This window comes from Mycolicibacterium vulneris (assembly GCF_002104765.1).
Taxonomy (GTDB): domain Bacteria; phylum Actinomycetota; class Actinomycetes; order Mycobacteriales; family Mycobacteriaceae; genus Mycobacterium; species Mycobacterium vulneris.
This window is the reverse complement of record NZ_NCXM01000001.1, coordinates 399378-420994: the sequence shown is the minus strand read 5'-3', so window position 1 is coordinate 420994 and position 21617 is coordinate 399378. Positions and strand designations below refer to the sequence as shown.

The window sequence follows — 21617 nt, the reverse complement described above, 5'->3', positions numbered from 1 at the left end:
GGCGGGGCGCCCACCGGGCCGGGCGGATAATTCGGGGCGGCGGGCTGCGAACTGCCCTGTTCTGACGCCCGGGCCGCCTCGGCGAGCGGGCGCTCGAGTTCCCGGATCCGCTCTTCCGGGTCTTCGTTTGCTGCCATGCATTGAATATGCCATTCGCTTCTGCGTTTCCGGCCCGTTCGGTAGTTTTTACGATCGTGCCCGATTTGCCGAATCGCCAGGTCCTGTTGCGTCGCCGCCCCTCCGGGCTTGTCCAGCCGGATGACACGGAAATGGTCACCACGACCGCGCCCGAGCCCGCCGACGGCGAGGCGCTGTTGCGGACCACCTATGTCGGCATCGACGCCGCCGCCCGCACCTGGCTGGACGACCAGCCCGGCTACCTCCCGCCGGTGCAGCTGGGGGAAGTCATCCGGGCGGCCGGGATCGGCGAGGTGGTCGCGTCGCGGTGCGAGGCCTACGCCGTCGGCGACGTCGTCACCACGCTGACCGGTTTCCAGGAATACGCGCTCATCCGCGATGACCTGTTCAGCACGCCGATCCCGGGCGAGGACGACCAGCTGGCCATCATGTCCGTCTACGGGCCGACCGGCGCCACCGCCTATTTCGGGATGACCGACATCGGCCAACCGCAGACCGGGGAGACGGTGGTGGTGTCGGCGGCCGCGGGTGCCACCGGATCGGTCGCCGGGCAGATCGCCAAGATCGCCGGCGCCCGGGTGGTGGGCATCGCGGGCGGGCCGGAGAAATGCCGGGCGGTGGTGGAGGACTTCGGATTCGACGCGTGCATCGACTACAAGAACGACGACATCGCGGCGGCGCTGAAAAAGCATTGCCCGCAACGCGTCGACGTCTACTTCGACAACGTGGGCGGCCCCATCCTCAACGCCGTGCTGGGCCGCCTGGCCGCCCGCGCACGCGTCGTGCTGTGCGGCGTCATCTCGAGCTACCTCACCGGGGACCACCCCGGGCCGGCCAACTACGTCAACCTGCTGTCCAAGACCGCGCTGATGCAGGGGTTCAACGCGCTCGATCAGTGGGGCCGCTTCGACGAGGCGTTCGCCGCGCTACGCCAGTGGGAGGCCGAGGGCCGACTTCACCACCGGCAGACCATCTTTGAGGGCATCGAGTCCTGTGTCGACGCCCTCAACGGCCTGTTCACCGGCGTCAACGTCGGCAAGACCCTGGTCAGGCTCAGCGAACCCAGCCTCCGCTAGGCCTCGCCGAGAACCCGGTGCAGCGCCTTGCGCGCATCGGTCAGCGCCTCGAGCACCTTGGTCCGGGTCTCGGCGAGCTGCTGCTTCTGCTCGTCGGTGCCCGTCCATGCGATGGTGCGGGCCAAACCGGCGATCTCGAAGAACTCCTTGCGGATCTTGAGAACGTCGCCGAACTTGGCCGCCCGACCCAGGAAGGCGTGCGCGGTCTCACTGCTGATTCCGCGCCAGGCCAGCAGGTTTCGGCCGAGCTCGGTCAGCGTCGCCACGCCGTCGTCGACGGTGACCACGCCGCGGCCGGCGAGAATGCCGATCGCCAGCTCGGCCACGTCCTGCGGAGGGGTGAATGCGCCGCCGGTCGCGTCTGACACCCGTTGCACCACCTGCGCGGCGTCGGCCGGCCCGTCCAACAGCAATGCCGCGGTGACGAACGCCGCGCGCTTGAGGCCGTGACGACCCTTCTTGCCGAACGGCGCGAAGGCGGGACCGCCCGCACCCGGGCCACCGAAGCCCGGACCACCGAAGCCCGGGCCACCGAAGCCGGGACCACCAAAGCCTTGACCACCGAAGCCAGGACCGCCGAAACCGGGTCCACCGAAACCACCGAAGAATCCATGAGACATGGTTGTTTTCCTTTCTTAAACCATCAACCTCCTTGATACCAGTGGCGCGGGGAATGTCAACGTGGTTGATGCTTGCCGCGGGAAATCCCAGGAAGCGGGGCCCTCGGCTGCTATCGTCGCTTGCTTATGCCAGGGGGATGGCGGCGACGGACCGGTACGCGGGTCGCTTCCGGGAACGCCGCGCGCGGATCGCGACAGCGGGATGCGGGCCACCCCACCGCGTGGTTTCATAACACCGTTTGCGAGAGTTGCCTGGGGAGAATTCGCCGGGCTTGACGAGTCGGCTTTGAACGATTGGTGGTTTAGATGGATCGTCGCAGCATGATGTTGATGTCGGGCCTCGGCATGATCGGGGCTGCGATGCGCTTGCCGGGTGCCTGGGCCACCCCGTCGGCGCCCGAAGCGCCGCCGTCAGTCGGGGGCGGGCCTTTCATCTTCGCCGACGAGTTCGACGGCCCGGCGGGTTCGGCTCCCGATCCGGGGAAATGGACCGTCCAGACCTGGCAGGACGACGTGTTCCCGCCGGTCGCGGGGATATACCGCGACGACCGCCGAAATGTGTTCCAGGACGGCAATTCCAACCTGGTCTTGCGCGCCACCCGGGAAGGGGACACCTACTACGGCGCCAAGCTGCGGGGCAACTTCCGCAGCATGATCAACCAGACCTGGGAAGCGCGGATAAAGCTGAATTGTTTGGACCCGGGCCTCTGGTCCGCGTTCTGGGGTGTCAACGAGGATCCGCTGCCAGACGGCGAGGTTGACGTTTTCGAGTGGTACGGCAATGGCTCGTGGCCTCCGGGAACGACGGTGCACGCCGCGTCCAACGGCAAGACGTGGGAAGGCAAGTCCATTCCCGGCATGGTCGACGGCAACTGGCACACCTGGCGAATGCATTGGGGCGAGGAAGGATTTGAATTCGCCCGAGACGGGGCGCAGTACTTCAGCGTTCCGAACAAACCCATCCACGTCCACGGCGGCGCACCTGACGACTTCCGCTGGCCGTTCAACAATCCCGGCTACTGGATGACGCCCATGTTCACCCTGGCGGTCGGTGGGGTCGGGGCCGGCGATCCCGCGGCGGCGACCTACCCGGCGGACATGCTCGTCGACTGGATCCACATCTGGTGACTATCGCTCCGCTTTGAGCACCTGCACCAGGTTGAACTGCCAGCGCTCCACCAGCCGGAAGCCCAGGTCGTGCGGCACCGCGAAGGCGGTGCTCGCCCAGTAGACCGGGCCGGGCGGCAGCGCCGGACCCTGCTCGTGCGCCGGCTGGGACGGGTCGGCCTGGGTGATGATCCAGACGACGCCGCACTGGCTCAGCGGCCGGGCCACCACCTCGGGGATGAGATTGGTGTCGAACACGTCGTTGCGGTCGGTCGCCTTCTGCCACAGCGTGAGATCGATCAGCTTGCGATAGGCATCCGGGCGCGCCGCCAGCAGTGGGCGCATGGGCGCCGGCATGAACGTCACCGTGTCGTTCACCAGTAGGCAATCGCCCGGCGCGGCCTTCGCGGTGATCAGGTCGGCGACCTGACTGTAGTCCATGCCGTACTTGGCATACGGGTTGCGTTGCACCCGAACGTAATTGGGCGCGGCGGCCACGGCGAAGAGGCCGACGATCGCCGTCATCACCCACGGTTTGGCGGCCACCGCGCCACCGCAGACGCCCAGGATCAGCGCCAGCGCCGGCACGGTGAAACACAGGTAGCGCGGCGTGTAGATCGGATGAACCAGCGCCGAATACGTCACGATCGCGGCCGTCGGCGCCGCGAGCCACCCCGTCGCGAGCACCAACAGCTGGCGCTGCGAATCCGCCAGACGCGCGGACCCGCTGAGCCACAACACGATTGCCGCACCGATCAGCAGCGCCGACAGCACGGCGAACGGCGGGCATCGTTCGAAATACTGCTGCATCAGCACGTCTTCGATGGTGCGGTGGCCGATGGGTGCGACCCAGCTGATCTGGTGTGCCTGCCCGGCGACCGTCATCAAAAACGGCATCAGCGCGCCGACGGCCACGGCCGACGCAATCACGAAGCCCAGCAACGCCGTTCGGCTCCGGTGGAAGACGCCGATGAACACGGCGTACGCCGCCAGCAGCAGCGCCAGGTAGGCGTCCAGCACGGTCGAGCAGGCCAGCGCGACGGCAAAGAACAGCCACAGCCAACCGGTATCACGGCGCGCGGCATAAACCAGCAGGGCGGTCAGCCACACGGCGGCCATCATCGACATGGCATAGGGGCGGGCCTCGATGCCCGCCCACGTGGCTCGCGGCAGGATCGCGCAGAACGCTCCGGAGGCCACCGCGACAGTGCGGGACGAGAACTGCTTGCCCAGCACGACGACGCCGGCGGCGGCGCCCCCCACCGCCAGGGCGCTGGGCGCGCGCGACCAGAACTCGGTGGGCGGGAAAACCTGGAACCAGCCGTGCATGAGCAGGTAATACAAGCCGTGGACGGCGTCGACGTTGCCCAGCATGTGCCACATCTGGGCCAGGGAGCGGCTGTAGGCGGCCGAGATGGTCGCGGCCTCGTCGTACCAGAAGGAGGGCCGGGCGGAGCCGGCCATGCTCACCGCGGCGGCCACGATCGCGACGATCGCCGGGTCAAGCGCGGCCGGTACCGCCGGTCGGCGACCGCCGAGCACACCGCGGCGACGCCGTGCTGCCTCGGTGGTTCCGATGCTCACCGAACCGCCCGGGACGTCGCGGTTTGGCTGAACACACCGCTATGTTGCCAGAAGCGAACCGGGCCGCTCAGGGGGCTCAACCCGGTGTCCATTCGAACGTATGATCGATCAATGGGTCCGCTCGCGTCGATCGGGTACAACGGCCAGCCGGTCCGCAGCCCGTTTCGGGTGGTGCGTCCGGCGGTGGCGGTGCTGGTCGACCTGACGGTGGTCTTCCCGCGCGAGCCGCACCGCTCGGGGCGGTATCAGCCCAACGGTCTGCAACTGCACAAGGTCGTCGAGGGGTGGCTGAGCTGCTGGGCCCTGTGCGAGCAGGGCGACTGGTGGGGGCTGGTGACCTATCCCGTCGCGTATGGCTCCAAGCGCAGGACCGTGACGCATTGGGTGCCTGCCTGGACGCTGCGCCGCAAAGGCTGACCGGTGTAATCAACCGCTGCGTGAGCGTCACGCCAATGCGATGATTGCTGCCCGTGGACGCAAGTTGGGCCTCGGTGCTGAGCAAACTCATCGCGTTGGCGGCGGTCATCGCGCTGTCACCCATCACGGTCATCCCCGCCGTGCTGGTGCTGCACGCGCCGCGTCCGCGCCCGGCCAGCCTCGCCTTCCTGGGGGGCTGGCTGCTTGGCCTGGTCGCCCTCACCGCCGTGTTTGTCAGCGGCTCGGAGGCGCTCAGTGACTTCCACGCGACCCCGCCGAAATGGGCGGCCTGGGTGCGGCTCGCGTTCGGCGTGGCGCTGATCGCGCTGGCGGCCTACCACTGGTTCACCCGGCATCGCCAGCGCGGCATGCCGCGCTGGATGCGTTCGTTCTCCACCCTCTCGCCGGTGCGCGCCGGGGTGATGGGGGCGGTGCTGGTGCCGGTGCGGCCCGAGGTGCTGATCCTGTGCGCGACCGCCGGCCTGGCCGTCGGTAACAGCAGCCTGAGCGCCGGCGCTCAGGTGGTCGCGGCCGCGATCTTCGTCGTGCTCGCCGCGTCGACGGTCGCCATCCCGATCTTGGGCTACGTCGGCGCCGGGGACCGCCTCGACGATGCCCTGGAACGTCTCAGGGCCTGGATGGAGGCGAACCACGACGCGATGATGGCCGTCATCCTGTTTTTGATCGGGGTGATAGTGCTCTACAACGGGATTCGCACGCTGGCCTGAGCCGGTTCGGCGCGTTCGGCGTCGCATCGCCCGGGGCAATGGAAGGATGCCGCCCATGGCAGGAAGCTGGGGGACGGTGCTGACCGGGCTCGTTCCGCTTGGATTGGTCATCTCCCTCTCACCGCTCACCGTCATTCCGGCGGTGCTGGTGCTACAGGCCCCGCGGCCGCGGCCGAGCAGCCTCGTGTTTCTGCTCGGCTGGGTGCTGAGCCTGGCCGCGCTGACGGCCATCGCCGTCGCGGCCTCCGGCCTGCTGGGCGGCTTGGACAAGGCGCCCCCGCGGTGGTCGTCGTGGCTGCGCGTGGTGCTGGGATCGGCGCTGATCGTGTACGGCATCTACCGCTGGCTCAACCGCCACGTCCAGGCCGAATCCCCGGCCTGGATGCGCTCGTTCGAAAGCATCACCCCGGCGCGGGCGGGAATCACCGGGGCCGTGCTGGCCGTGGTGCGCCCGGATGTGGCGCTCATCTGCGTCCCCGCGGGACTGGGCATCGGCACCAGCGGGCTCGGCCTCGCCGGTGACTGGCTGGCGGCCGCGTTCTTCGTGGCCATCGCCGCCTCCAGCGTGGCGATCCCGATATTGGCGTACGTGGCGGCCGGCAGCCGCCTCGACGACACCCTGTCCCGGCTCAAGGACTGGATGGACCGCAACAACGGCGCCCTACTCGCGGCGGTCTTCGTCGTGATCGGTGCGATGGTGCTCTACCACGGGATTCACGCCCTATAGCCTCCGTCGGCCAGGCCCGCATCCTCTTCGAGCCTGTTCACCGCGCCAAAGACCAACTCACGGAACAACTCCCGGCCGTAGCCCGCGAGCATGCCCAAATAGCCCCGGGCTGCCCATTGCGCGGCGTGGCGCTCTTCGTGGTGCAACACCCGGTCCAGGTCGAGGCGGCTCGCGCGGGGCGTGCCGCCGGCATCGAGATACCAGGCATGTCCGGACGAGACGATCTGGCGAAGCTGCTCGCCGGGGTCGGCGACTCTGCCCGCGTTGACCATGAAGAGGTCACCCCAGGTGGTGCCGCCGCGCTGGCTGAACAGCCGCTGGACCCAATTGCCGCCCAGGCCCATGAGCATGCCGTTGGGGGTGGTGACCAGCCGCCCCCCGTTGCGGTGCACGAAGGCGACGTCGCGGGTGTAGCTCCAGCGGTTCGCGTTCTGGCGGGCCATGATTCGCGTGATCTCGGCGGCGCCGTACGGGGTGACCGGAAAGTCGGTGGTTCGTCCGCCCGGCTTACCGTAGCCGGTGCCCGCGTTGAGGATGTAGGTCACCAGGGCGGCGGCCCGGGCCCGCGCACCGTCGGCGTAGGGCGGGATCAGGAAGAACGATTTGCCGTGCGGGTCGTTGAACTCGGCCATCTTGTCGAGGACCCCGAAGCGCGCGGCGGTGACGTCGTGCCGGCGGGCGATCTCGGCGACGACGTGCGCGGCCACGCCGCGGCGTTCGGCGTTCTCCCGCCACCTCAAGCAATAGCCCTGTGCGTCCATGTCTTCGGACCAATTTAGGGTGTAGCGAATGAACAGGGGGCCTTGGCAACGCGCGCGCGGCATCAAACAGATCACCCGGGGACTGGGCACGCTGGATCGGGAACTGTTCGACGCCATCGCCGAAACGGACACCCCGCTGCTGGACACGCTCATGCCGCCGCTGACCCGGGCGGCCGACCATTCCAAGCTGTGGGTGGGCCTCGGCGCGGCGCTGTTCGCCACCGGCAGGCAGAGCGCGCAGCGCGGCGCGACCCGCGGGCTGGTGACGCTGGCCGCGACCAGCCTGGTCACCAACCAGGTCGCCAAGCGGATCCGGCGGCGGCCGCGCCCCGGCTACGACCTGGTGCCCTTGGTCAGGCAGGTCCGCCGGCGCCCGACGTCGAACTCGCTGCCGTCCGGACACTCCGCGAGCGCGGCCGCGTTCGCTATCGGGGTGGGGCTGGAGAACCCGCCGCTGGGCTTCGGGCTGGCGCTGCTGGCCGGGCTGGTGGGTCTGTCGCGGGTGGCGACGGGCGCGCACTATCCCGGCGACGTCATCGCCGGGTTCGGCATCGGCTCCGGCCTGGCCGTGCTGGGCGGCCGGCTCGTCCCGCCGATCGCCGAAACCGCCCTTCCGCGAACGGAACCGCTGCGCGTCGCAGCGCCGCAGCGGCCCGATGGCGCCGGCGTGGTCCTGGTCATCAACCCGGAGTCGGGCAGCGGCACCGGGGCCCGGGTGGTCGACGAGGTTCGCGCCGAGCTGCCAAAGGTCGACATCCGCGAACTGGGCCCCGACGACGATCCGGTGCAGGTGCTGCGCAACGCGGCCGAGCGCGCCGAGGTGCTGGCGGTGGGCGGCGGTGACGGCACCGTCGCGGCCGCCGCCGGGGTGGCCATCGGCGCGGGGCTTCCGCTGGCGGTGTTTCCCGCCGGGACGTTCAACCACTTCGCCAAGGACATCGGCTGTGACACCGTGGCCAAGACGGTCGAGGCGATCCGGCGCGGCCACGTGGCATGCGTGGACCTGGTGTGCCTCAACGATTCTCAGATGGTCCTCAACACCGCCAGCATCGGCGCCTACCCGACCTTCGTGCAGCAGCGCGAAAAGCTGGAGAAGCGCATCGGCAAGCCGCTGGCCGGTCTCTACGCGATGCTGCACACGCTGCGCAAGGACCAGCCGGTGCGTATCCGTTACGACAACAAGACCCTGCTGACATCGCTGTTCTTCCTGGGCAATTCGCTGTACCTGCCGGCCGGGTTCGCGCCGGCGCGCCGGACCCGGATGGACGACGGCCTCATCGATGTGCGCATCCTCGAGACCGGCCGCCACTGGGCCAGGACCAGGATCCTGACCGCGCTTGCCCTGGGCCGGCTGGAGCGCAGCCCGCTCTACCACGAGTTGCAGGTGCCGGAGTTCAGCTTCAGCGCCGTCGACGGGCCCACGGTCGTTGCCTGTGACGGCGAGGTCGGCGACGAATACGACAAGGCCAACTTCAGCGTGAAATACCGGGCCCTTTCGGTGTTTCGTCCGCTTCCCGACGACCAGTGACCCCCTCGGTGAGGTCGCGCACCCGCGCGTAGTGCGCCTGCACCTCGGGTGCGGGGTCGGCGGTGTATTCGTCTGTGGGCGGTGGATTCCACACGGGCGGTCGGGGCGATCCGCTCAACGCCCACGCCGCCTGCCGCGCCGCGCCCAGCGCGACGTACTGCGCCGGCGTGGGCGCCAGCACCGGCATGCCGAACACCGTCGGCGCTATCGCGCGCAGCGCCCGGGATTGCGCGCCGCCGCCGACCAGCAGGATGCGCCGCGCGACGACACCGTGCGCGGCCAGGTGCGCCACACCGTCGGCGAGCGAGCACAGCAGTCCCTCCACGGCGGCCCGGGCCAAGTTGGCCGGGATCGCATTGGCGACGCGCAGGCCGTGCAGTGCACCGGTTGCTTTGGGCCGGTTGGGAGTTCGTTCCCCCTCCAGGTAGGGAACCAGCACCAGTCCCGCGCTGCCCGGCGGTGCCGACAGGGCGAGCCGGGACAGCTCGTGTTGGTTGACTTGCAGCATCGCGGCGGCGGCCTCCAGCACCGGCGCGCCGTTGAGGGTGCACACCAGTGGGAGATAGCGTCCGGTGCCGTCGGCGAATCCGGCGACGAATCCCGCGTCGTCGCGGACCGGATCCGCGGTGACGGCGGCCACCACCCCTGAGGTTCCGATCGAGACGATCACGTCGCCCTCCTCGGCGCCCAGACCCAGCGCCGCGGCGGCGTTGTCCCCGAGCCCCGCACCGAATACCGTTGCCCCGCAGGTAGTTCGGCCCGACGGGTGTAGCACGGTCGGCAGTTGGGGGCGGCGGCCGCGCAGCGCCAGCTCCAGCAGATCGACACGGTAGGCGCCCGTCGCGGCGTCGTAGTAGCCGGTGCCGCTTGCGTCGCTGCGGTCGGTGGTCAGCGCCGCGATGTCCGTCTCGCCGCGCAGCCGCCAGGTCAGCCAATCGTGCGGCAGGCCAACCGCGGCGGTGCGGTCGGCCTGCCGTGGCTCGTGGTCGGCCAGCCAGCGCAATTTCGCCACCGTGATCGCGGCCACCGGCACCACGCCGACGGCCCGCGCCCAGGCTTCCGCGCCACCCAGCTCGTCGAGGAGTGTGCGTGCGGCGTCGGCCGATCGCACGTCGTTCCACAGCAGCGCGGGGCGCACCACCCGACCGGACCCGTCCAGGCACACCATGCCGTGCTGCTGTGCGCCGACGGCGATCGCGTCGACACCGTCCAGGCCGCCCGCCTTCGCGATCGCTTCTCGAGCGGCGGTTTCCCATGCCGCCGGGTCGATTTCGGTGCCGGCCGGGTGACCGGCGTGTCCCTCGCGGACCACCCGGCCGGTGGCGGCATCGCACACCAGCACCTTGCAGGACTGCGTCGACGAGTCGATGCCGGCGACCAGGGTCATCGTCGGTCGGCCCCGAGCAGCGCCCGCAGCGTGGCGCGCGCGCCGTTTCGGTGCAGCGAGTCAAGCGCCCACAGGTAGGCCTCGCGGAAACGCTCGTGGCCGACGAGGTCGCCGAATACGGAACGGTTGGCCAGGAATGCCACCGGGTCGCCGCGTTGCGAGCGGGCGATCGGGACCAGGGTGTCGGCGAGCCGGTCCACCACCTCGATCGGTTGGCCCTCTTCGTCGACGCCCTCGGCGTAGCGTGCCCAGCTCGCGACGATCGCAGCGGACAGTTGCACCGGGCCGCCGGAGCGCAGATTGTCGCGCACCACGGGCAACAACCACTTCGGGATGCGGTCCGAGGATTCGGCGCACAGCCTGGCCACGGTGTCGCGGATGTAGGCGTTGGCGAAGCGCGGCAGCAACCCGCCCCGGAATTCGTCCAGCCCCGGGACGCGCTCCAGCGTCGGTGTGGCCTCCGAATCCATATAGCGGGCAAGGAATTCGGCGATCAACGGATCCCGGGCGGCGTCGTGCACCAGCCGGTACCCGCAGAGGTAGGCGAAATAGCATAGGCCCTGATGCCCGGCGTTGAGCAACCGCAACTTCATCGCCTCGTAGGGCGCCACGTCGTCGACGAGTTGCACCCCGGCTTGGTCCAGCGGCGGTCGCCCGTCGGCGAAGTCGTCCTCGACCACCCACATGGCGAAGGGTTCCGCGATTACGGGCCACGCGTCGGCCACCCCGAATTCGGAGTCCAGCCGCGTCAGCACGTCGGGCGTGGTCACCGGTGTGATCCGGTCAACCATTGAATTGGGGAAGGTGGTCCTTGCGCGCATCCATTGCGCGAGTTCGGGATTGATTCGCTCGGCGTACGACGTGAAGACGCGTCGTGCCACGTCTCCGTTCCCGGCGATGTTGTCGCAGGAGACGATCGTGGGGGAGGCCAGGTCGCGCTCGCGTCGTCGGTCGCACGCCTCGGCCACCAAACCGAACACCGCGCTCAGCGGTGGCTGATAACCGCCCTCGGTGATGGTGAGCGAGATGATCCGGGTGGCCGGATCGGCCAGCAGCTCGATCACGGATTCGGGATCGTCAGGCGCGTAACGGTAGTCGACGATGGAGCCGATGACTCGCGGCTGACGGGTGCCGTCGGGGTGTTCGAGGATCAGCGTGTACAGGTGGTCCTGGCCGCGCAGCGCGTCGCGCATGCGCTCATCGTTCGGCAGCACACCGATTCCGCAGATCCCGAAGTCGCGGGCGAGCCCGTCGCTGAGCAGCCGGTCGATGTACATGGCCTGGTGGGAACGGTGGAAACCACCGACACCGAAATGTGCTATGCCGATGCCGATTTGGCCGCGGTCATACGTTGGGACCGGGATCTCGAGGCCGGCCAGGTTCCGTGCGTTCAGCTTCACCCGAGTGTCACCTTAGCGCGGACCGCTGGGCGCGGGGGTTAATCCGCCGTCAGGCGTTCGGGCACAGATCGCGCAGGGCGAAGATCACCACGTCTGCGGCCTGTCGGCCGTTGATCCCGCCGGTGCCCTGGTCGGCGTCCGAGCGTTGCAGCGCCAAACCCTCCAGTTGTTGCGGTGAAGCGCCCCACGAAAGCTGCTGGCACAGATCCGCACCCATCTGCAATAGCTCCGGGTCGCCGCCGTTGACGGCGTGGATCCCGGCGTTGTGCAGGTCGTTGATGAAGGCGGCCTGGTCGGCCCGCGCTGGGCCGGCGCAGAGGACCCCGGCGAGCAGAAGCGGGCCGCTCGCCAGCGCCGCGCCCATGAACCGGCCATATAGCCTGCGTGCGACCATCCAACCTTCTTATGTCTGTGCCCGATGCGGATGATGCACTTTTACACAAAAGTGCGACGACGCGCTGCGCACACAATTCCGGAGAGTGAACAGTCGGCAAAGAACGGTGGCCGGATGTGCCACGACCTTGCGGCCTCGCACGCAGCCGACCGCGAGCGCGCTGTGAACCGGCGGAGTACGAACTGTCGGGTCAGGCGCCGGGGCAGAGATCACGCTCGGCGTAGCCGACGATGTCGTTGGCCTGCTGGGGACTGAGCCCACCTGCCCCTTGTCGGTCGTCGGAGCGTTGCAGGGCCAAGCCTTCGAGCTGGGATTCGGGAGCGCCCCACGACAGTTGCTGGCAGACGTTCAGCCCGGCCTGAAGCAGCGCCGCGTCACCACCGGTGACGGCGTGTACCCCGTCCCTGTGCATGTCGTCGAGGAAACCGGACGAGTCGGCCTGCGCTGGGCCGGCCCAGACGAGGCCGGCGAGAAGAGGGCCCCCGAACAAGGCGGAACCGATGAACGCGGTGGCGAGACGACGTGGTGACATAGCCCCTTCTCCTCTTGACGTCAACAATTCTAATCTCGATGTTAACTTCTACGTAACCTTGAAAAGGGTAACTGTTCACCAACAGTTTCCCTGTGAGTGACCTGCGGAAAAATAAAGTTCGTGAGATTGAAAGTCGGTTCCGGCGACCCCGGGCCCGCAGCCCCGGGCCTGCCGATCTGGTCGTCATGCCGGCCGGCGATCGGTGCGCCAATATGACGGGCACCGGCGTGACGATCGACGGCGGTATGGTCCCCGCCCTGTGATCGGCGTTCGCCCGCACGACATTCCGGCCCGGATTGATCAGTAAGCCTTCGGACGCAAGCGCATTCGCGCAGGTCGGTCGGCGTCCGCCGGTGGTGTTCCGATTCGTGACACCGTTGTGACGTCACCATTTGGAAACGGCGCGGTGCGGCGTGGCGCGTGTCGCGCGTCGCCTACTGACAATTGGCGCGGTCGTGAAAGCGGCCTCGGTACGGCTAGGCGGGCCTGCTGCACCACATGGGAAATAGCTGAGCGTGAATAAAGGAGAGTTGGCGCTGATGGCGATCGTCGATCGGTTCAACATCAAAGTAGTTGCCGGCGCTGGGTTGTGCGGAGCTGCTATCGCGTTGAGCCCCGCCGCGGCGGCCGCCCCGCTGATCACGGGCGGCCACGCGTGCATCGAGGGGCAGTCGGGCGAGGTGGCGCCCGCCGCGGGCGGGCCGGGTGCAGCCGCCGGCACGGTGGCCGCGGGTGCGCCGGCCGCCGGGGGCATGTGCGCGGCGCCCATGACCGATATGTCCGGTGTGCCGATGGCTGTGCCGGGGCCGCTGCCGATCGGTGCGCCGCTGCCGATCGTGCCGCCGCTGCCCCTCGCGCCGCCGGTGCCCCTGGTGCCGCCAGTGCCGGTAGTGCCGCCCGTGCCGGTGGTTCCGGCCGGTGCGCCGCTGATCGCCCTTGGCGGGCCACTGGCCGGTGCTCCGTTGGAGGCGGCCGCGCCGATCATCGACATGTCCGGGGTGAAGGACGCGCCGACCGGTCCGGCTCCCGCCGGTGGGCCGGTGGACGGTCAGCCGGTTCGCCCCGGCCCCTCGGGCGCGAGCTGAGGCCGAACCGCTCTCCGGTGAACGGGCCGGGCCCGCTGGTTTATCACCAGCGGGCCCGTTCCGTTTGTCGGCCATCGGTGGCCGGCGCCCCCGGCATCGGCGTCAACCCGCGTGCACCCGGCGGCACTGAGACCCCCACACCATCAAGACAATTGAAGCTCCGCACCCGGCTTGCGCCTGGGTGCGGAGCTTCGTGAAATGTCGGACTACTCCTGGACGATCACCGGGTCGCCGACGTGGACGTGGTCGTAGTACCACTCGGCGTCATCGGGGCTCAGGCTGATGCAGCCGTGGCTGACGTTCTCCAGCCCCAGGGAGGGGACGGCCCACGGAGCCGAATGCACGAACAGTCCGCGGCTGGTGATACGGACGGCGTAATTGACCGTCAGCAGGTAACCGTTGGGGTCGTCGACCGGGATGCCGACGCTGCTCGAATCCATGGTCACCGCTTCCTCTTTGGACAGGACGGTGTACGAGCCGACGGGTGTCGGGTATTCCGGCCGCCCCATCGACGCGGGCATCACGCCCTGCTCGCCGAAGTGCGGCCGGTGGTGCGGCGCCGGCAGTGAGGTCGGTGGTCCCGCTTCCGCGCCGTCGATGCTCACGGTGAAGGTGTGTTCGGAGATGCTGGCGACGCCGATCACGGCAGGACCCGTTTTGATCTCCGCGGCCGCGCCGCCTACCGTCAACGCAATTGTGCTGTGCGCCGGCCAGTATCGGTCCGGAACCCACTGGACAACCCTGTTGTCGAGCCATTCGAACTTGCCGGTCATCGCGGGCGTCGATTTGACGTCAACGACACGTTCGGCCGCCCGCCGGTCAGCTGAGTTGATAATGGGCGCAGCGAATTTCACCTGGATAGGGTGCGCCACCCCGACCACCTCGTCGCGGCCCGGCGAAATCGACGCTATCGCGAATCCATGCGACTGGTTCGCCGCCGCCAGGCTCACGCCGGCCGGCGTCACGACAACACTCGCAGCGGCTCCAATCACCGCAAGAACACACCGAACACCCGTCCGCATGGCTCCAATTCCTTTTAACTGACATAGTTGTAATACGGATGATAAATGTGCGCTGACCTGCGGAAGCGTAATGGCGCGTTGATATTTGGCCACGCGACGGTCACGGTTTGGACACGGTGGGTTTAGTCCGGGGCCCTGATCGTCGCGCCGTGACCAGGCGCAGAGGAACCCGGATGAACACGCCAGTGTGACGGGCCGGCTGAAGTGAATCGCGATCGTGTTGTGACCGGGCCGTGACGCGCGCCGGCCGCGAACCCTGCTGCGGAGTGCCCAGCAAATGCGATCGCGGGCGGCGGACCAATATGCCGAAACCGCTGGAGTTTGCTGACGGTGGGTCGAATACTGATTGGATGAGCAGGCCCGCATCACCCGTGCTGACGGTTCAATCCAACTGGTCACGGCGCAGTTTTGCCGCTGGCAACGATGTCGTCGTGGGGAGTGACCTGCGTGCCGACATGCGCGTAGCCCATCCGCTGGTCTCCCGCTCGCACCTGCTGCTTCGTTTTGACCGGGGCAAATGGCTGGCGATCGACAACGGCTCGCCGACGGGGATGTTCGTCAATGGTGGCCGGGTTCCCGTCGTCGACATCCGCGACGGCCAGAGCATCAACGTCGGCAGCCCCGACGGGCCGCGGTTGAGCTTCCTGATCGGACGTGACGACAGGGCGGTGGGCCAGCTACCGCCGACGGTCGAGGGGATGCAGGCCATCGCGCGTCCCGGCGCCCCGCGGCCGTCTCGTCCGGAGCACCCACAGAAGGCCAACGGCTCGCCGCCCCGCATCGCGCGACCGCAACCCCCGCCGCTGCGTTACACCCACGCCGGCCCGCCGTCACCGCGACCGCAGCCGGCCGGCGGCCCGCGACGGGCCGCCGGCTATCCGAGCCCACCGTCGCCGCCCCGTCCCCAACCGGCACCGCCGCCCGAAAGGCCCGCCTGGTCGCCGCCAAAAGGCCAGCCGCTGACCGAGATCGGCGCCGAAGCCCTCGAAGCCGCGCAGTTCGACAGCACGAGCCTGCGGCGCGCCGTGCAGCGCTCTCGGTCGAAGCTCGCGGCGCCACCCACGGGGGCCGCCGTGATCGGTCGCGCCGAAGACAGCGACGTCGTCATCTCGGACGTCTTGGCGTCGCGCCACCACGCCTACCTGGTGCCCGGCCCGGCCGGCATGGAGATCCACGACGCGCACAGCATCAACGGGACTTTCGTCAACGGCACGCGAATCTTGTCGGCGCCGCTGACCGAGGGCGACGTGGTCACGATCGGCAACGTCGACCTGGTGTTCAACGGTGAAATCCTGCTTCGCCGTGCCGAAGCGGCGACCCGCACCGGTGGGCTGGAGGTGCGCGAGGTCGACTTCGACATCGACAGCAAACGGCTGATCCAGAAGGTCTCGCTGACCGCCCGCCCCGGGACGCTGACCGCCCTGATCGGTGGTTCCGGCGCCGGGAAAAGCACGCTGTCCCGGCTGATCGCCGGGGCCACCTGTCCCACCTCCGGCGCAATCACCTTCGAGGGACACGACATTCACGCCAGCTTCGCCTCGCTGCGAAGCCGGATCGGGATGGTGCCCCAGGACGACGTCGTGCACCGCCAGCTGACGGTGAGCCAGGCGCTGAGCTATGCCGCCGAGCTGCGGCTGCCGCCCGATACCAGCAAGCAAGACCGCGCGCAGGTCGTCGCGCAGGTGATCGAGGAACTCGGGCTGACCAAGCACGCGGATACCCGGGTGGACAAGCTGTCCGGTGGGCAGCGCAAGCGAGCGTCGGTGGCACTCGAGCTGCTCACCGGGCCGTCGCTGCTGATCCTCGACGAGCCGACCTCGGGCCTGGATCCGGCGCTGGACCTCCAGGTGATGACGATGCTGCGGCAGTTGGCCGACGCCGGTCGCGTGGTGCTGGTGGTGACGCACTCGCTGAGCTACCTCGATCTCTGTGACCAGGTGCTGTTGATGGCGCCCGGCGGCAAGACGGCCTACTGTGGCCCGCCCGGCGAAATCGAAGCGACCATGGGAACCACCAACTGGGCCAAGATCTTTGGCATGGTGGGCGCGGACCCTGACGAAGCCAACCGTCGGTTCCTGGCCCAGCTCAAACCGCCGCCGGCCGGAGCCGAGGCGGAGAAGCCGGCCGACCTGGGCGCTCCGGCGCGCTCCAGCACGCGTCGCCAGTTCGCCACGATCGCGCGGAGACAGATCCGGTTGATCGTGGCCGACCGCGCCTACTTCATTTTCTTGGCGCTGCTACCGTTTGTGATGGGCGCGCTGTCGCTGACCGTCCCGGGCTCGACGGGATTCCGTGTCGCCGATCCCAACGGCGACGGCTCCGACGAACCCGGCTCGGTCTTGATGCTGCTCACCATGGCCGCCGTCTTCATGGGTACCGCGCTGACGATCCGCGACCTCATCGGCGAGCGCCCCATCTTCCGCCGGGAACAGGCGGTCGGCCTGTCCACCAAGGCTTATCTGCTCGCGAAGATGGCCGTGTTCTTCGTCTTCGCGGTCATTCAGTCTGCGATCGCGACGACCATCACGATCCTGGGGAAGGGAGCCCCGACGCGGCCGGCGCTACTGCTCGGCAGCGCCACCCTCGAGCTGTATGTCGCCACCGCCGCGATGTGCGTCGCCGCGGCGATGGTCGGCCTGGTCCTGTCCTCGCTCGCCCGCTCCAACGAGCAGATCATGCCGCTGCTGGTGGTTTCGCTCATGCTGCAGTTGGTGCTCTGCGGCGGGATGGTCCCCGTCACCAACCGCATCGGCCTCGACCAGATGTCGTGGGCGGTGCCCTCGCGTTGGGGCTATGCGGCGCAGGCCTCGACCGTGGATTTGTGGACCATCGAGCCCGGGCCCCTCGCCCCGAAGGACAGCCACTTCAAGCACACGGCACAAACCTGGCTGTTCGATGTGGGCATGCTCGCGTTGTTGACGGTCGTGTATGCGGGATTCGTCGGGTGGCGCAGCCGGCTCAAGCGCCACTGATCGCTAGATGAAGTCCAGGGCCTCGACCGTGGCGACAGGGCCTTCGTGGGTGGGCCGGTTCGCGCCGCCGATGCAGTAGATAGTGTTGCCCACCGCCGCGACCACCTCGGCGTGGCGGGGAGTTGGCATGGGACGCAACGTCGTCCACGTTCCGTCGGCGATGTCGTACATCTCGGCCACCCCCACCACCTGCGTCGGTTCCTCACCGCCGACCGCCACGATTCGGCCATCGATGAACGCGGCGCCGTAGCTGCCACGAGGGGTCGGCATGTCGACCAACTTCGTCCACGTCCCGGACTGCGGGTCGAACCGTTCGAACGCCGCGGAATTCTTGTCGGCCGACAGGAATCTGCCGCCGACCGCGTACACGTACGTGCCGTCGGACACCGCGGCCAGATGCTCGCGCGGGGTGGGCATGTTGGCCGCGTCGTGCCACGCGTTGCCGTCAAAGATCTCGGTCTGCGGGACGAGCTGCTTGGCGTTCTGCCCGCCGACGACCACGAGTTTGTCACCGGCCACCGCGGCCGCCAGCGCCGCGCGAGCGTGGGTGAGGCCGGGCAACTCGACCCACTTACCGCCGCGCAACGCGAACACCTTGGCCGACGCTTGGGTGAGCTCGCTGCTGGCGCCCCCCAGGACCACCACCTCGCCCCGATAGGTCGCCGCCGCGGCGTGGTGCAGCGGGATCGGCAATGCGGGTTGCGGTTGCCAGATGCCGGTGTGCGGGTCATAGCTTTCGACCGTCTGCAGCGCGACTCCGTCGCGCAGGCCGCCGACGACCCAGATCTTGTCGTCGAGCACGGTCCACGCCGTCATCAACCGCGCCGTCGGCGCGTCCGGTAGCGAACGCCACTGCGCGGCCGGCTGCATTCGGCGCGCCGGCAGTTGCAGCGCCTCCGCCGACGAGGTCGCCTGGCCGTCGCCGACATCGCTCGACCCGCCAATCGAGTACACGGCCTGCCCAATCGCGTCGACCGCCATGCCGTGCCGCGCTGTCGCCATGTCCGGCAGGCCCGCCCACGTGTTCGTCGTCAGATCGAGCACCGACACGCTCTTGAGGACCTGCCCCGCCGACTGCCCCCCGACGGCGACCAGGCGCCGGTCGGCCAGCGCCACGCCGAGGTCGCCGCGAGGTTGGGGAAGGTCGGGCAGTCGCGTCCAGCTTTTCGCGGCGGGGTCATACGCCTCGACCGTCGCCAGGTCGGTGGTCCCGTTGTTGCCGCCCACCGTGTACACCACCTTCCCGTCCGACGCGGCGGCCAGCATCTGCCGGGGGGTCGGTATCGGGGTGCCGAGGGTCCAGGAATTGCCGTCGAAGATCTCGACGGTGTTCAGCAGGGCACCGTTCGAGTCGACGCCGCCCGCGACGATGATGCGCCCACCCACCACTGCCGCCGCGGCCGCCGCGCGGGGCTGCAGCAGGCGGGGCAGCTCGACCCAGTGGCTGTTGACCACACGCCAAACCTGGTCGCTGGCAACCTTTTGCGGGCCCGCCGAGCGCCAGCCCCCGAGCACGATCGGGTTTCCCTGCCACGTCACCGCCGTCGCGTGCTGAACCGGAACCGGAAGGTCGTCGCCGCTTTTCCAGCTGTCGATGATCGGGTCATAGCCCTCGTGGTTTGCGACGAGTGCGTGGTTGTTTCCCATGCCGCCGAAGATCCAGATCGTGCCGTCGGCCTGCGTGGTTGCTGCGGCCTGGCGCGCGATGCGGGCGTTCGTGATCGGCTGCCACCTCGAAATGGCCTGGGCATTTGATTGATTCGCGGCGGCACTCTGGTGCCGCTTGCCCTGCGTCAGCAGTACGTAGACACCGGTGCCCAGCACCAGCACGGCCACGACGATCGCCGCCACGATCAACGCCGCCGTGACGCGTTTGCGCTTCTTTCCCGACGGGCTCAACCACGCCACCGCTGCGGCCGCCGGCCCGCGGCGCGCGGCCGCAGGCGCGTCGGGCGGACTCGACGGCGCGATCGCGTCGGTGACGCTGGTGTGCTCGGCGATCGCCTCGGTCGGGTCAGATGTCTTGGGGGCGGCTGGATTTGTTCCGCGTCGGGCCGAGTTTCGCGAACCGGCGGGTCGGGACGGCGGCGCTGGCGTCCGGTGATTGATCAGCGAGGTAGCGCTGTCCGAGTCGCCAACGCGTGAGCCCGGCTTGGCGATCCTGGGCGGTCGCGGCGAGGGTGCGCCCGTCTTCCCGCCGCGTCCGGCCGGCGACGGGGTCCGCGTCTTCGACAGACCCGCCGAGGCGCCCACGGTGCGCCCCGAACCGGCGCCGGCGGCGGTGATGGCCATCGCGTCGGCTTTCAAGCCGTTGCGGCGCTGACTTTCCTGCAACCCGCGACCGAAATCCGCTGCGGAAGCCGGCCTTTCAGTCGCGTCGGGCGCCATCGCCATCTCGATCGCCGAGCACACCGCGTCCGGAATTCCGCTATGGCGCAAGTCGGGGACTCGCGTGCTGTTGATCCGCGTGTAGTGCGCCAGCAGGTCGTCGCTGCCGCGGCGCTCATACGCGGCGTTGCCGGCGATGAGCGCATAGATCGTTGCGCCGAGCGAATAAACGTCGCTGCCGACGGTCGCGGGATCACCCGCCATCACCTCGGGCGCGAGGTAATCGATTGTGCCGGAGAACAATCCGGCCGCCGTCTCGTACCCTCCGGGGACGTGGGCGGTCCCGAAGTCGGTCAGTTGCGGTTCGCCGTACTCGTTGACGAGGACGTTCGCCGGCTTGATATCGCGGTGCAGGGTGCCGCTCAGGTGCGCGGTTTCCAGTGCCCCGCACAACTTCACGCCGATTCGCACGGCTTCCGGCCAGGCGATCGGGCCCTCACGCTGCACGCGCAGCCCCAGCGAACCCGCGGGGCAGTACGACATGACGATGTACGGGCGGCCCCCCGCGGTCACGCCGACCCGCAGGATGTTGACGATGTTCGGATGCCCCGAGAGTCCGCCCATCGCGTAGCCCTCGCGGAGAAAGCGTTCCCGGCTCGCGTCGTCGATGAACGTCGGTAGCACCTTGATCGCCACGTTTCGCCCCAAGGCGGTCTCGCGACAGCAGTAAACCACTCCGGCGGCGCCCCGAGCGATCTGGCGCGCGTTGTCGAATCCGGCGGCGGCTAACTCCGCCACGATCTCGCTCGGTCCCGACGCGGGGGCGCGAGCCTTGGGTCTTTCAGCCATTACCTGGCCTCAACTTCCCCGGCGACGTATCAATCGGGGTCAAGCGTAGCGAACATCCACCCGCCGTCAGTACGGTTCAGGCGACGATCATTGGACGGCGCGACGGGACGCCCGCCGCGGCCGCGTGGCCGCCGTTCTCAGCCAAGCTCAGTGGATGCGCGCGCTGCTGCCGAGGCCGATCTCGAGCACGCTTCCGGTGATGACCCCGGGGTCGGTGACCAGATACAGCACGCCGCGGCTGACGTCCTCGGGCTGCAGCCACGGTCGCGGTATCGGGTTGGCTTTCGTCATCCGCCGCACCAGGTCGTCGGGGACGTCATCGCTTCCGGTGGGTTGCACCATCGGGGTTTGGGTGGTGGTCGGGCAGACGACGTTGATCGTGATGCCCTCCCTGGCGACCTCTAGGGCGGCGGACTTGGCCAGGCCGATGACACCCCATTTGGTGGCGTTGTACGCGGCCAGCTCGGGGATGCCCATGCGGCCGCCCATCGACGAGGTGACCACGATCCTGCCGAACCGCTGTTGCCGCATCACCGGGATGGCGGCCCGCAGGACGTGAAACGCGCCGGTCAGGTTCGTGTCGATCAGCTGCTGCCACACCACGTCGCTGACGTCTTCGAGTAGCCCGGTGCTGACGATTCCGGCGTTGGCCACCACGATGTCGAGGCTGCCCATGTCGGCGACCGTCTGCGTGACCGCGGCGTTGACCGCGCCCGCGTCGCGCACGTCCAGAGTGAGAGGCACGCAGCGTCGGCCCAGCTCGTCGACCAGTTTCGCCGTTTCGCGGAGGTCGTCCTCGTTGCCCAGGGGGTACGTTAGGTCGGTCATCGCCCGCGGGGCGTCGGCGACGACGATGTCGGCTCCTTCGGCCGCTAAGGCCAGCGCATGCGAGCGGCCCTGCCCTCGAGCTCCGCCGGTAATCAAGGCCACACGTCCATCCAAGGCACCCATGGGGGTAAAGC

At 68.9% G+C, this 21617-nt stretch carries 18 protein-coding genes and 1 pseudogene; 8 read left to right on the top strand and 11 right to left on the bottom strand.

Annotation, left to right across the window (positions count from 1 at the left end; genetic code table 11):
* Positions 1–137 (bottom strand): annotated as a pseudogene (locus B8W69_RS32160) (DUF3060 domain-containing protein); the annotation flags it as partial.
* 57 nt (positions 138–194) lie between these two features.
* Here B8W69_RS32160 and B8W69_RS01990 point away from each other — a divergent pair.
* Positions 195–1214 (top strand): NADP-dependent oxidoreductase, encoded by a 1020-nt coding sequence (locus tag B8W69_RS01990; protein ID WP_085288300.1) that lies wholly within the window; start codon positions 195–197, stop codon positions 1212–1214.
* On the opposite strand, the gene B8W69_RS01985 is transcribed toward B8W69_RS01990, so the two are convergent.
* On the bottom strand, positions 1211–1834 hold the full coding sequence (locus B8W69_RS01985; RefSeq protein ID WP_085288299.1) for a hypothetical protein: 624 nt from the start codon (positions 1832–1834) through the stop codon (positions 1211–1213). The genes B8W69_RS01990 and B8W69_RS01985 overlap by 4 nt on opposite strands.
* A gap of 306 nt (positions 1835–2140) precedes the next feature.
* Here B8W69_RS01985 and B8W69_RS01980 point away from each other — a divergent pair, with 306 nt between their 5' ends.
* Positions 2141–2962 carry a glycoside hydrolase family 16 protein gene (locus B8W69_RS01980; RefSeq protein ID WP_085288298.1) on the top strand — a complete coding sequence of 274 codons (822 nt, stop codon included), beginning with the start codon at positions 2141–2143 and terminating at the stop codon, positions 2960–2962.
* On the opposite strand, the gene B8W69_RS01975 is transcribed toward B8W69_RS01980, so the two are convergent.
* Positions 2963–4405, bottom strand: coding sequence for a glycosyltransferase family 39 protein (locus tag B8W69_RS01975; RefSeq protein WP_245843044.1), 1443 nt, complete (start codon positions 4403–4405; stop codon positions 2963–2965).
* Positions 4406–4636: 231 nt separating this feature from the next.
* Between B8W69_RS01975 and B8W69_RS01970 the strand changes: the two genes are divergently transcribed.
* From B8W69_RS01970 to B8W69_RS01960, 3 genes are all read left to right on the top strand, one after another.
* Positions 4637–4942, top strand: a complete 306-nt coding sequence (locus tag B8W69_RS01970) for a hypothetical protein (protein ID WP_085288296.1) — start codon at positions 4637–4639, stop codon at positions 4940–4942.
* 74 nt (positions 4943–5016) lie between these two features.
* The gene (locus B8W69_RS01965) at positions 5017–5670 is read left to right on the top strand and encodes a GAP family protein (protein WP_181447315.1); all 654 of its coding nucleotides are present in this window, start codon (positions 5017–5019) and stop codon (positions 5668–5670) included.
* A gap of 55 nt (positions 5671–5725) precedes the next feature.
* Complete coding sequence (locus tag B8W69_RS01960) at positions 5726–6397, top strand: GAP family protein (RefSeq protein WP_085288294.1); 672 nt, start codon at positions 5726–5728, stop codon at positions 6395–6397.
* Here the strand turns inward: B8W69_RS01960 and B8W69_RS01955 are convergent.
* On the bottom strand, positions 6385–7158 hold the full coding sequence (locus B8W69_RS01955; protein ID WP_085288293.1) for a hypothetical protein: 774 nt from the start codon (positions 7156–7158) through the stop codon (positions 6385–6387). The two genes, B8W69_RS01960 and B8W69_RS01955, sit on opposite strands and share 13 nt — an antisense overlap.
* Positions 7159–7186: 28 nt before the next feature.
* On the opposite strand from B8W69_RS01955, the gene B8W69_RS01950 reads away from it, so the two are divergent.
* Positions 7187–8686, top strand: coding sequence for a bifunctional phosphatase PAP2/diacylglycerol kinase family protein (locus tag B8W69_RS01950; protein WP_085288292.1), 1500 nt, complete (start codon positions 7187–7189; stop codon positions 8684–8686).
* Here B8W69_RS01950 and B8W69_RS01945 read toward each other — a convergent pair.
* The 4 genes from B8W69_RS01945 to B8W69_RS01930 form a co-directional block, all read right to left on the bottom strand.
* A complete protein-coding gene (locus B8W69_RS01945) occupies positions 8631–10073 on the bottom strand; it encodes an FGGY family carbohydrate kinase (protein ID WP_085288291.1) in 1443 nt (480 codons plus the stop codon). The genes B8W69_RS01950 and B8W69_RS01945 overlap by 56 nt on opposite strands.
* On the bottom strand, positions 10070–11473 hold the full coding sequence (locus B8W69_RS01940) for a mannitol dehydrogenase family protein (protein ID WP_085288290.1): 1404 nt from the start codon (positions 11471–11473) through the stop codon (positions 10070–10072). The genes B8W69_RS01945 and B8W69_RS01940 overlap by 4 nt, the downstream gene beginning before the upstream one ends.
* 49 nt (positions 11474–11522) lie before the next feature.
* Entirely contained in the window at positions 11523–11867 is a 345-nt protein-coding gene (locus B8W69_RS01935) for a DUF732 domain-containing protein (RefSeq protein WP_085288289.1), read from the bottom strand.
* Between the two features lie 190 nt (positions 11868–12057).
* Positions 12058–12399: a DUF732 domain-containing protein gene (locus tag B8W69_RS01930; RefSeq protein ID WP_085288288.1), complete on the bottom strand. Its 342-nt coding sequence runs from the start codon at positions 12397–12399 to the stop codon at positions 12058–12060.
* 530 nt (positions 12400–12929) lie between these two features.
* On the opposite strand from B8W69_RS01930, the gene B8W69_RS01925 reads away from it, so the two are divergent.
* The gene (locus tag B8W69_RS01925; protein WP_085288287.1) at positions 12930–13484 is read left to right on the top strand and encodes a hypothetical protein; all 555 of its coding nucleotides are present in this window, start codon (positions 12930–12932) and stop codon (positions 13482–13484) included.
* Between the two features lie 206 nt (positions 13485–13690).
* Here B8W69_RS01925 and B8W69_RS01920 read toward each other — a convergent pair whose 3' ends face one another.
* Positions 13691–14506, bottom strand: coding sequence for a L,D-transpeptidase (locus tag B8W69_RS01920; RefSeq protein WP_085288286.1), 816 nt, complete (start codon positions 14504–14506; stop codon positions 13691–13693).
* A 350-nt stretch (positions 14507–14856) separates the two neighbouring features.
* On the opposite strand from B8W69_RS01920, the gene B8W69_RS01915 reads away from it, so the two are divergent.
* The gene (locus B8W69_RS01915) at positions 14857–17478 is read left to right on the top strand and encodes an ATP-binding cassette domain-containing protein (RefSeq protein WP_085288285.1); all 2622 of its coding nucleotides are present in this window, start codon (positions 14857–14859) and stop codon (positions 17476–17478) included.
* A gap of 3 nt (positions 17479–17481) precedes the next feature.
* Here the strand turns inward: B8W69_RS01915 and B8W69_RS01910 are convergent, their stop codons facing one another.
* Together B8W69_RS01910 and B8W69_RS01905 are read right to left on the bottom strand one after the other, a co-directional pair.
* Positions 17482–20655, bottom strand: a complete 3174-nt coding sequence (locus B8W69_RS01910; protein WP_085288284.1) for a serine/threonine-protein kinase — start codon at positions 20653–20655, stop codon at positions 17482–17484.
* Positions 20656–20802: 147 nt separating this feature from the next.
* Positions 20803–21606 carry a mycofactocin-coupled SDR family oxidoreductase gene (locus B8W69_RS01905; protein WP_085288283.1) on the bottom strand — a complete coding sequence of 268 codons (804 nt, stop codon included), beginning with the start codon at positions 21604–21606 and terminating at the stop codon, positions 20803–20805.
* Positions 21607–21617 lie beyond the last annotated feature (11 nt).

Coding starts and splice junctions, on each gene's coding strand:
- B8W69_RS01975 (WP_245843044.1), bottom strand. CDS start 4,405: ATGGCCGGCTCCGCCCGGCCCTCCTTCTGGTACGACGAGGCCGCGACC.
- B8W69_RS01920 (WP_085288286.1), bottom strand. CDS start 14,506: ATGCGGACGGGTGTTCGGTGTGTTCTTGCGGTGATTGGAGCCGCTGCG.
- B8W69_RS01985 (WP_085288299.1), bottom strand. CDS start 1,834: ATGTCTCATGGATTCTTCGGTGGTTTCGGTGGACCCGGTTTCGGCGGT.
- B8W69_RS01950 (WP_085288292.1), top strand. CDS start 7,187: ATGAACAGGGGGCCTTGGCAACGCGCGCGCGGCATCAAACAGATCACC.
- B8W69_RS01955 (WP_085288293.1), bottom strand. CDS start 7,158: ATGGACGCACAGGGCTATTGCTTGAGGTGGCGGGAGAACGCCGAACGC.
- B8W69_RS01980 (WP_085288298.1), top strand. CDS start 2,141: ATGGATCGTCGCAGCATGATGTTGATGTCGGGCCTCGGCATGATCGGG.
- B8W69_RS01915 (WP_085288285.1), top strand. CDS start 14,857: ATGAGCAGGCCCGCATCACCCGTGCTGACGGTTCAATCCAACTGGTCA.
- B8W69_RS01945 (WP_085288291.1), bottom strand. CDS start 10,073: ATGACCCTGGTCGCCGGCATCGACTCGTCGACGCAGTCCTGCAAGGTG.
- B8W69_RS01970 (WP_085288296.1), top strand. CDS start 4,637: ATGGGTCCGCTCGCGTCGATCGGGTACAACGGCCAGCCGGTCCGCAGC.
- B8W69_RS01930 (WP_085288288.1), bottom strand. CDS start 12,399: ATGTCACCACGTCGTCTCGCCACCGCGTTCATCGGTTCCGCCTTGTTC.
- B8W69_RS01910 (WP_085288284.1), bottom strand. CDS start 20,655: ATGGCTGAAAGACCCAAGGCTCGCGCCCCCGCGTCGGGACCGAGCGAG.
- B8W69_RS01935 (WP_085288289.1), bottom strand. CDS start 11,867: ATGGTCGCACGCAGGCTATATGGCCGGTTCATGGGCGCGGCGCTGGCG.
- B8W69_RS01960 (WP_085288294.1), top strand. CDS start 5,726: ATGGCAGGAAGCTGGGGGACGGTGCTGACCGGGCTCGTTCCGCTTGGA.
- B8W69_RS01905 (WP_085288283.1), bottom strand. CDS start 21,606: ATGGGTGCCTTGGATGGACGTGTGGCCTTGATTACCGGCGGAGCTCGA.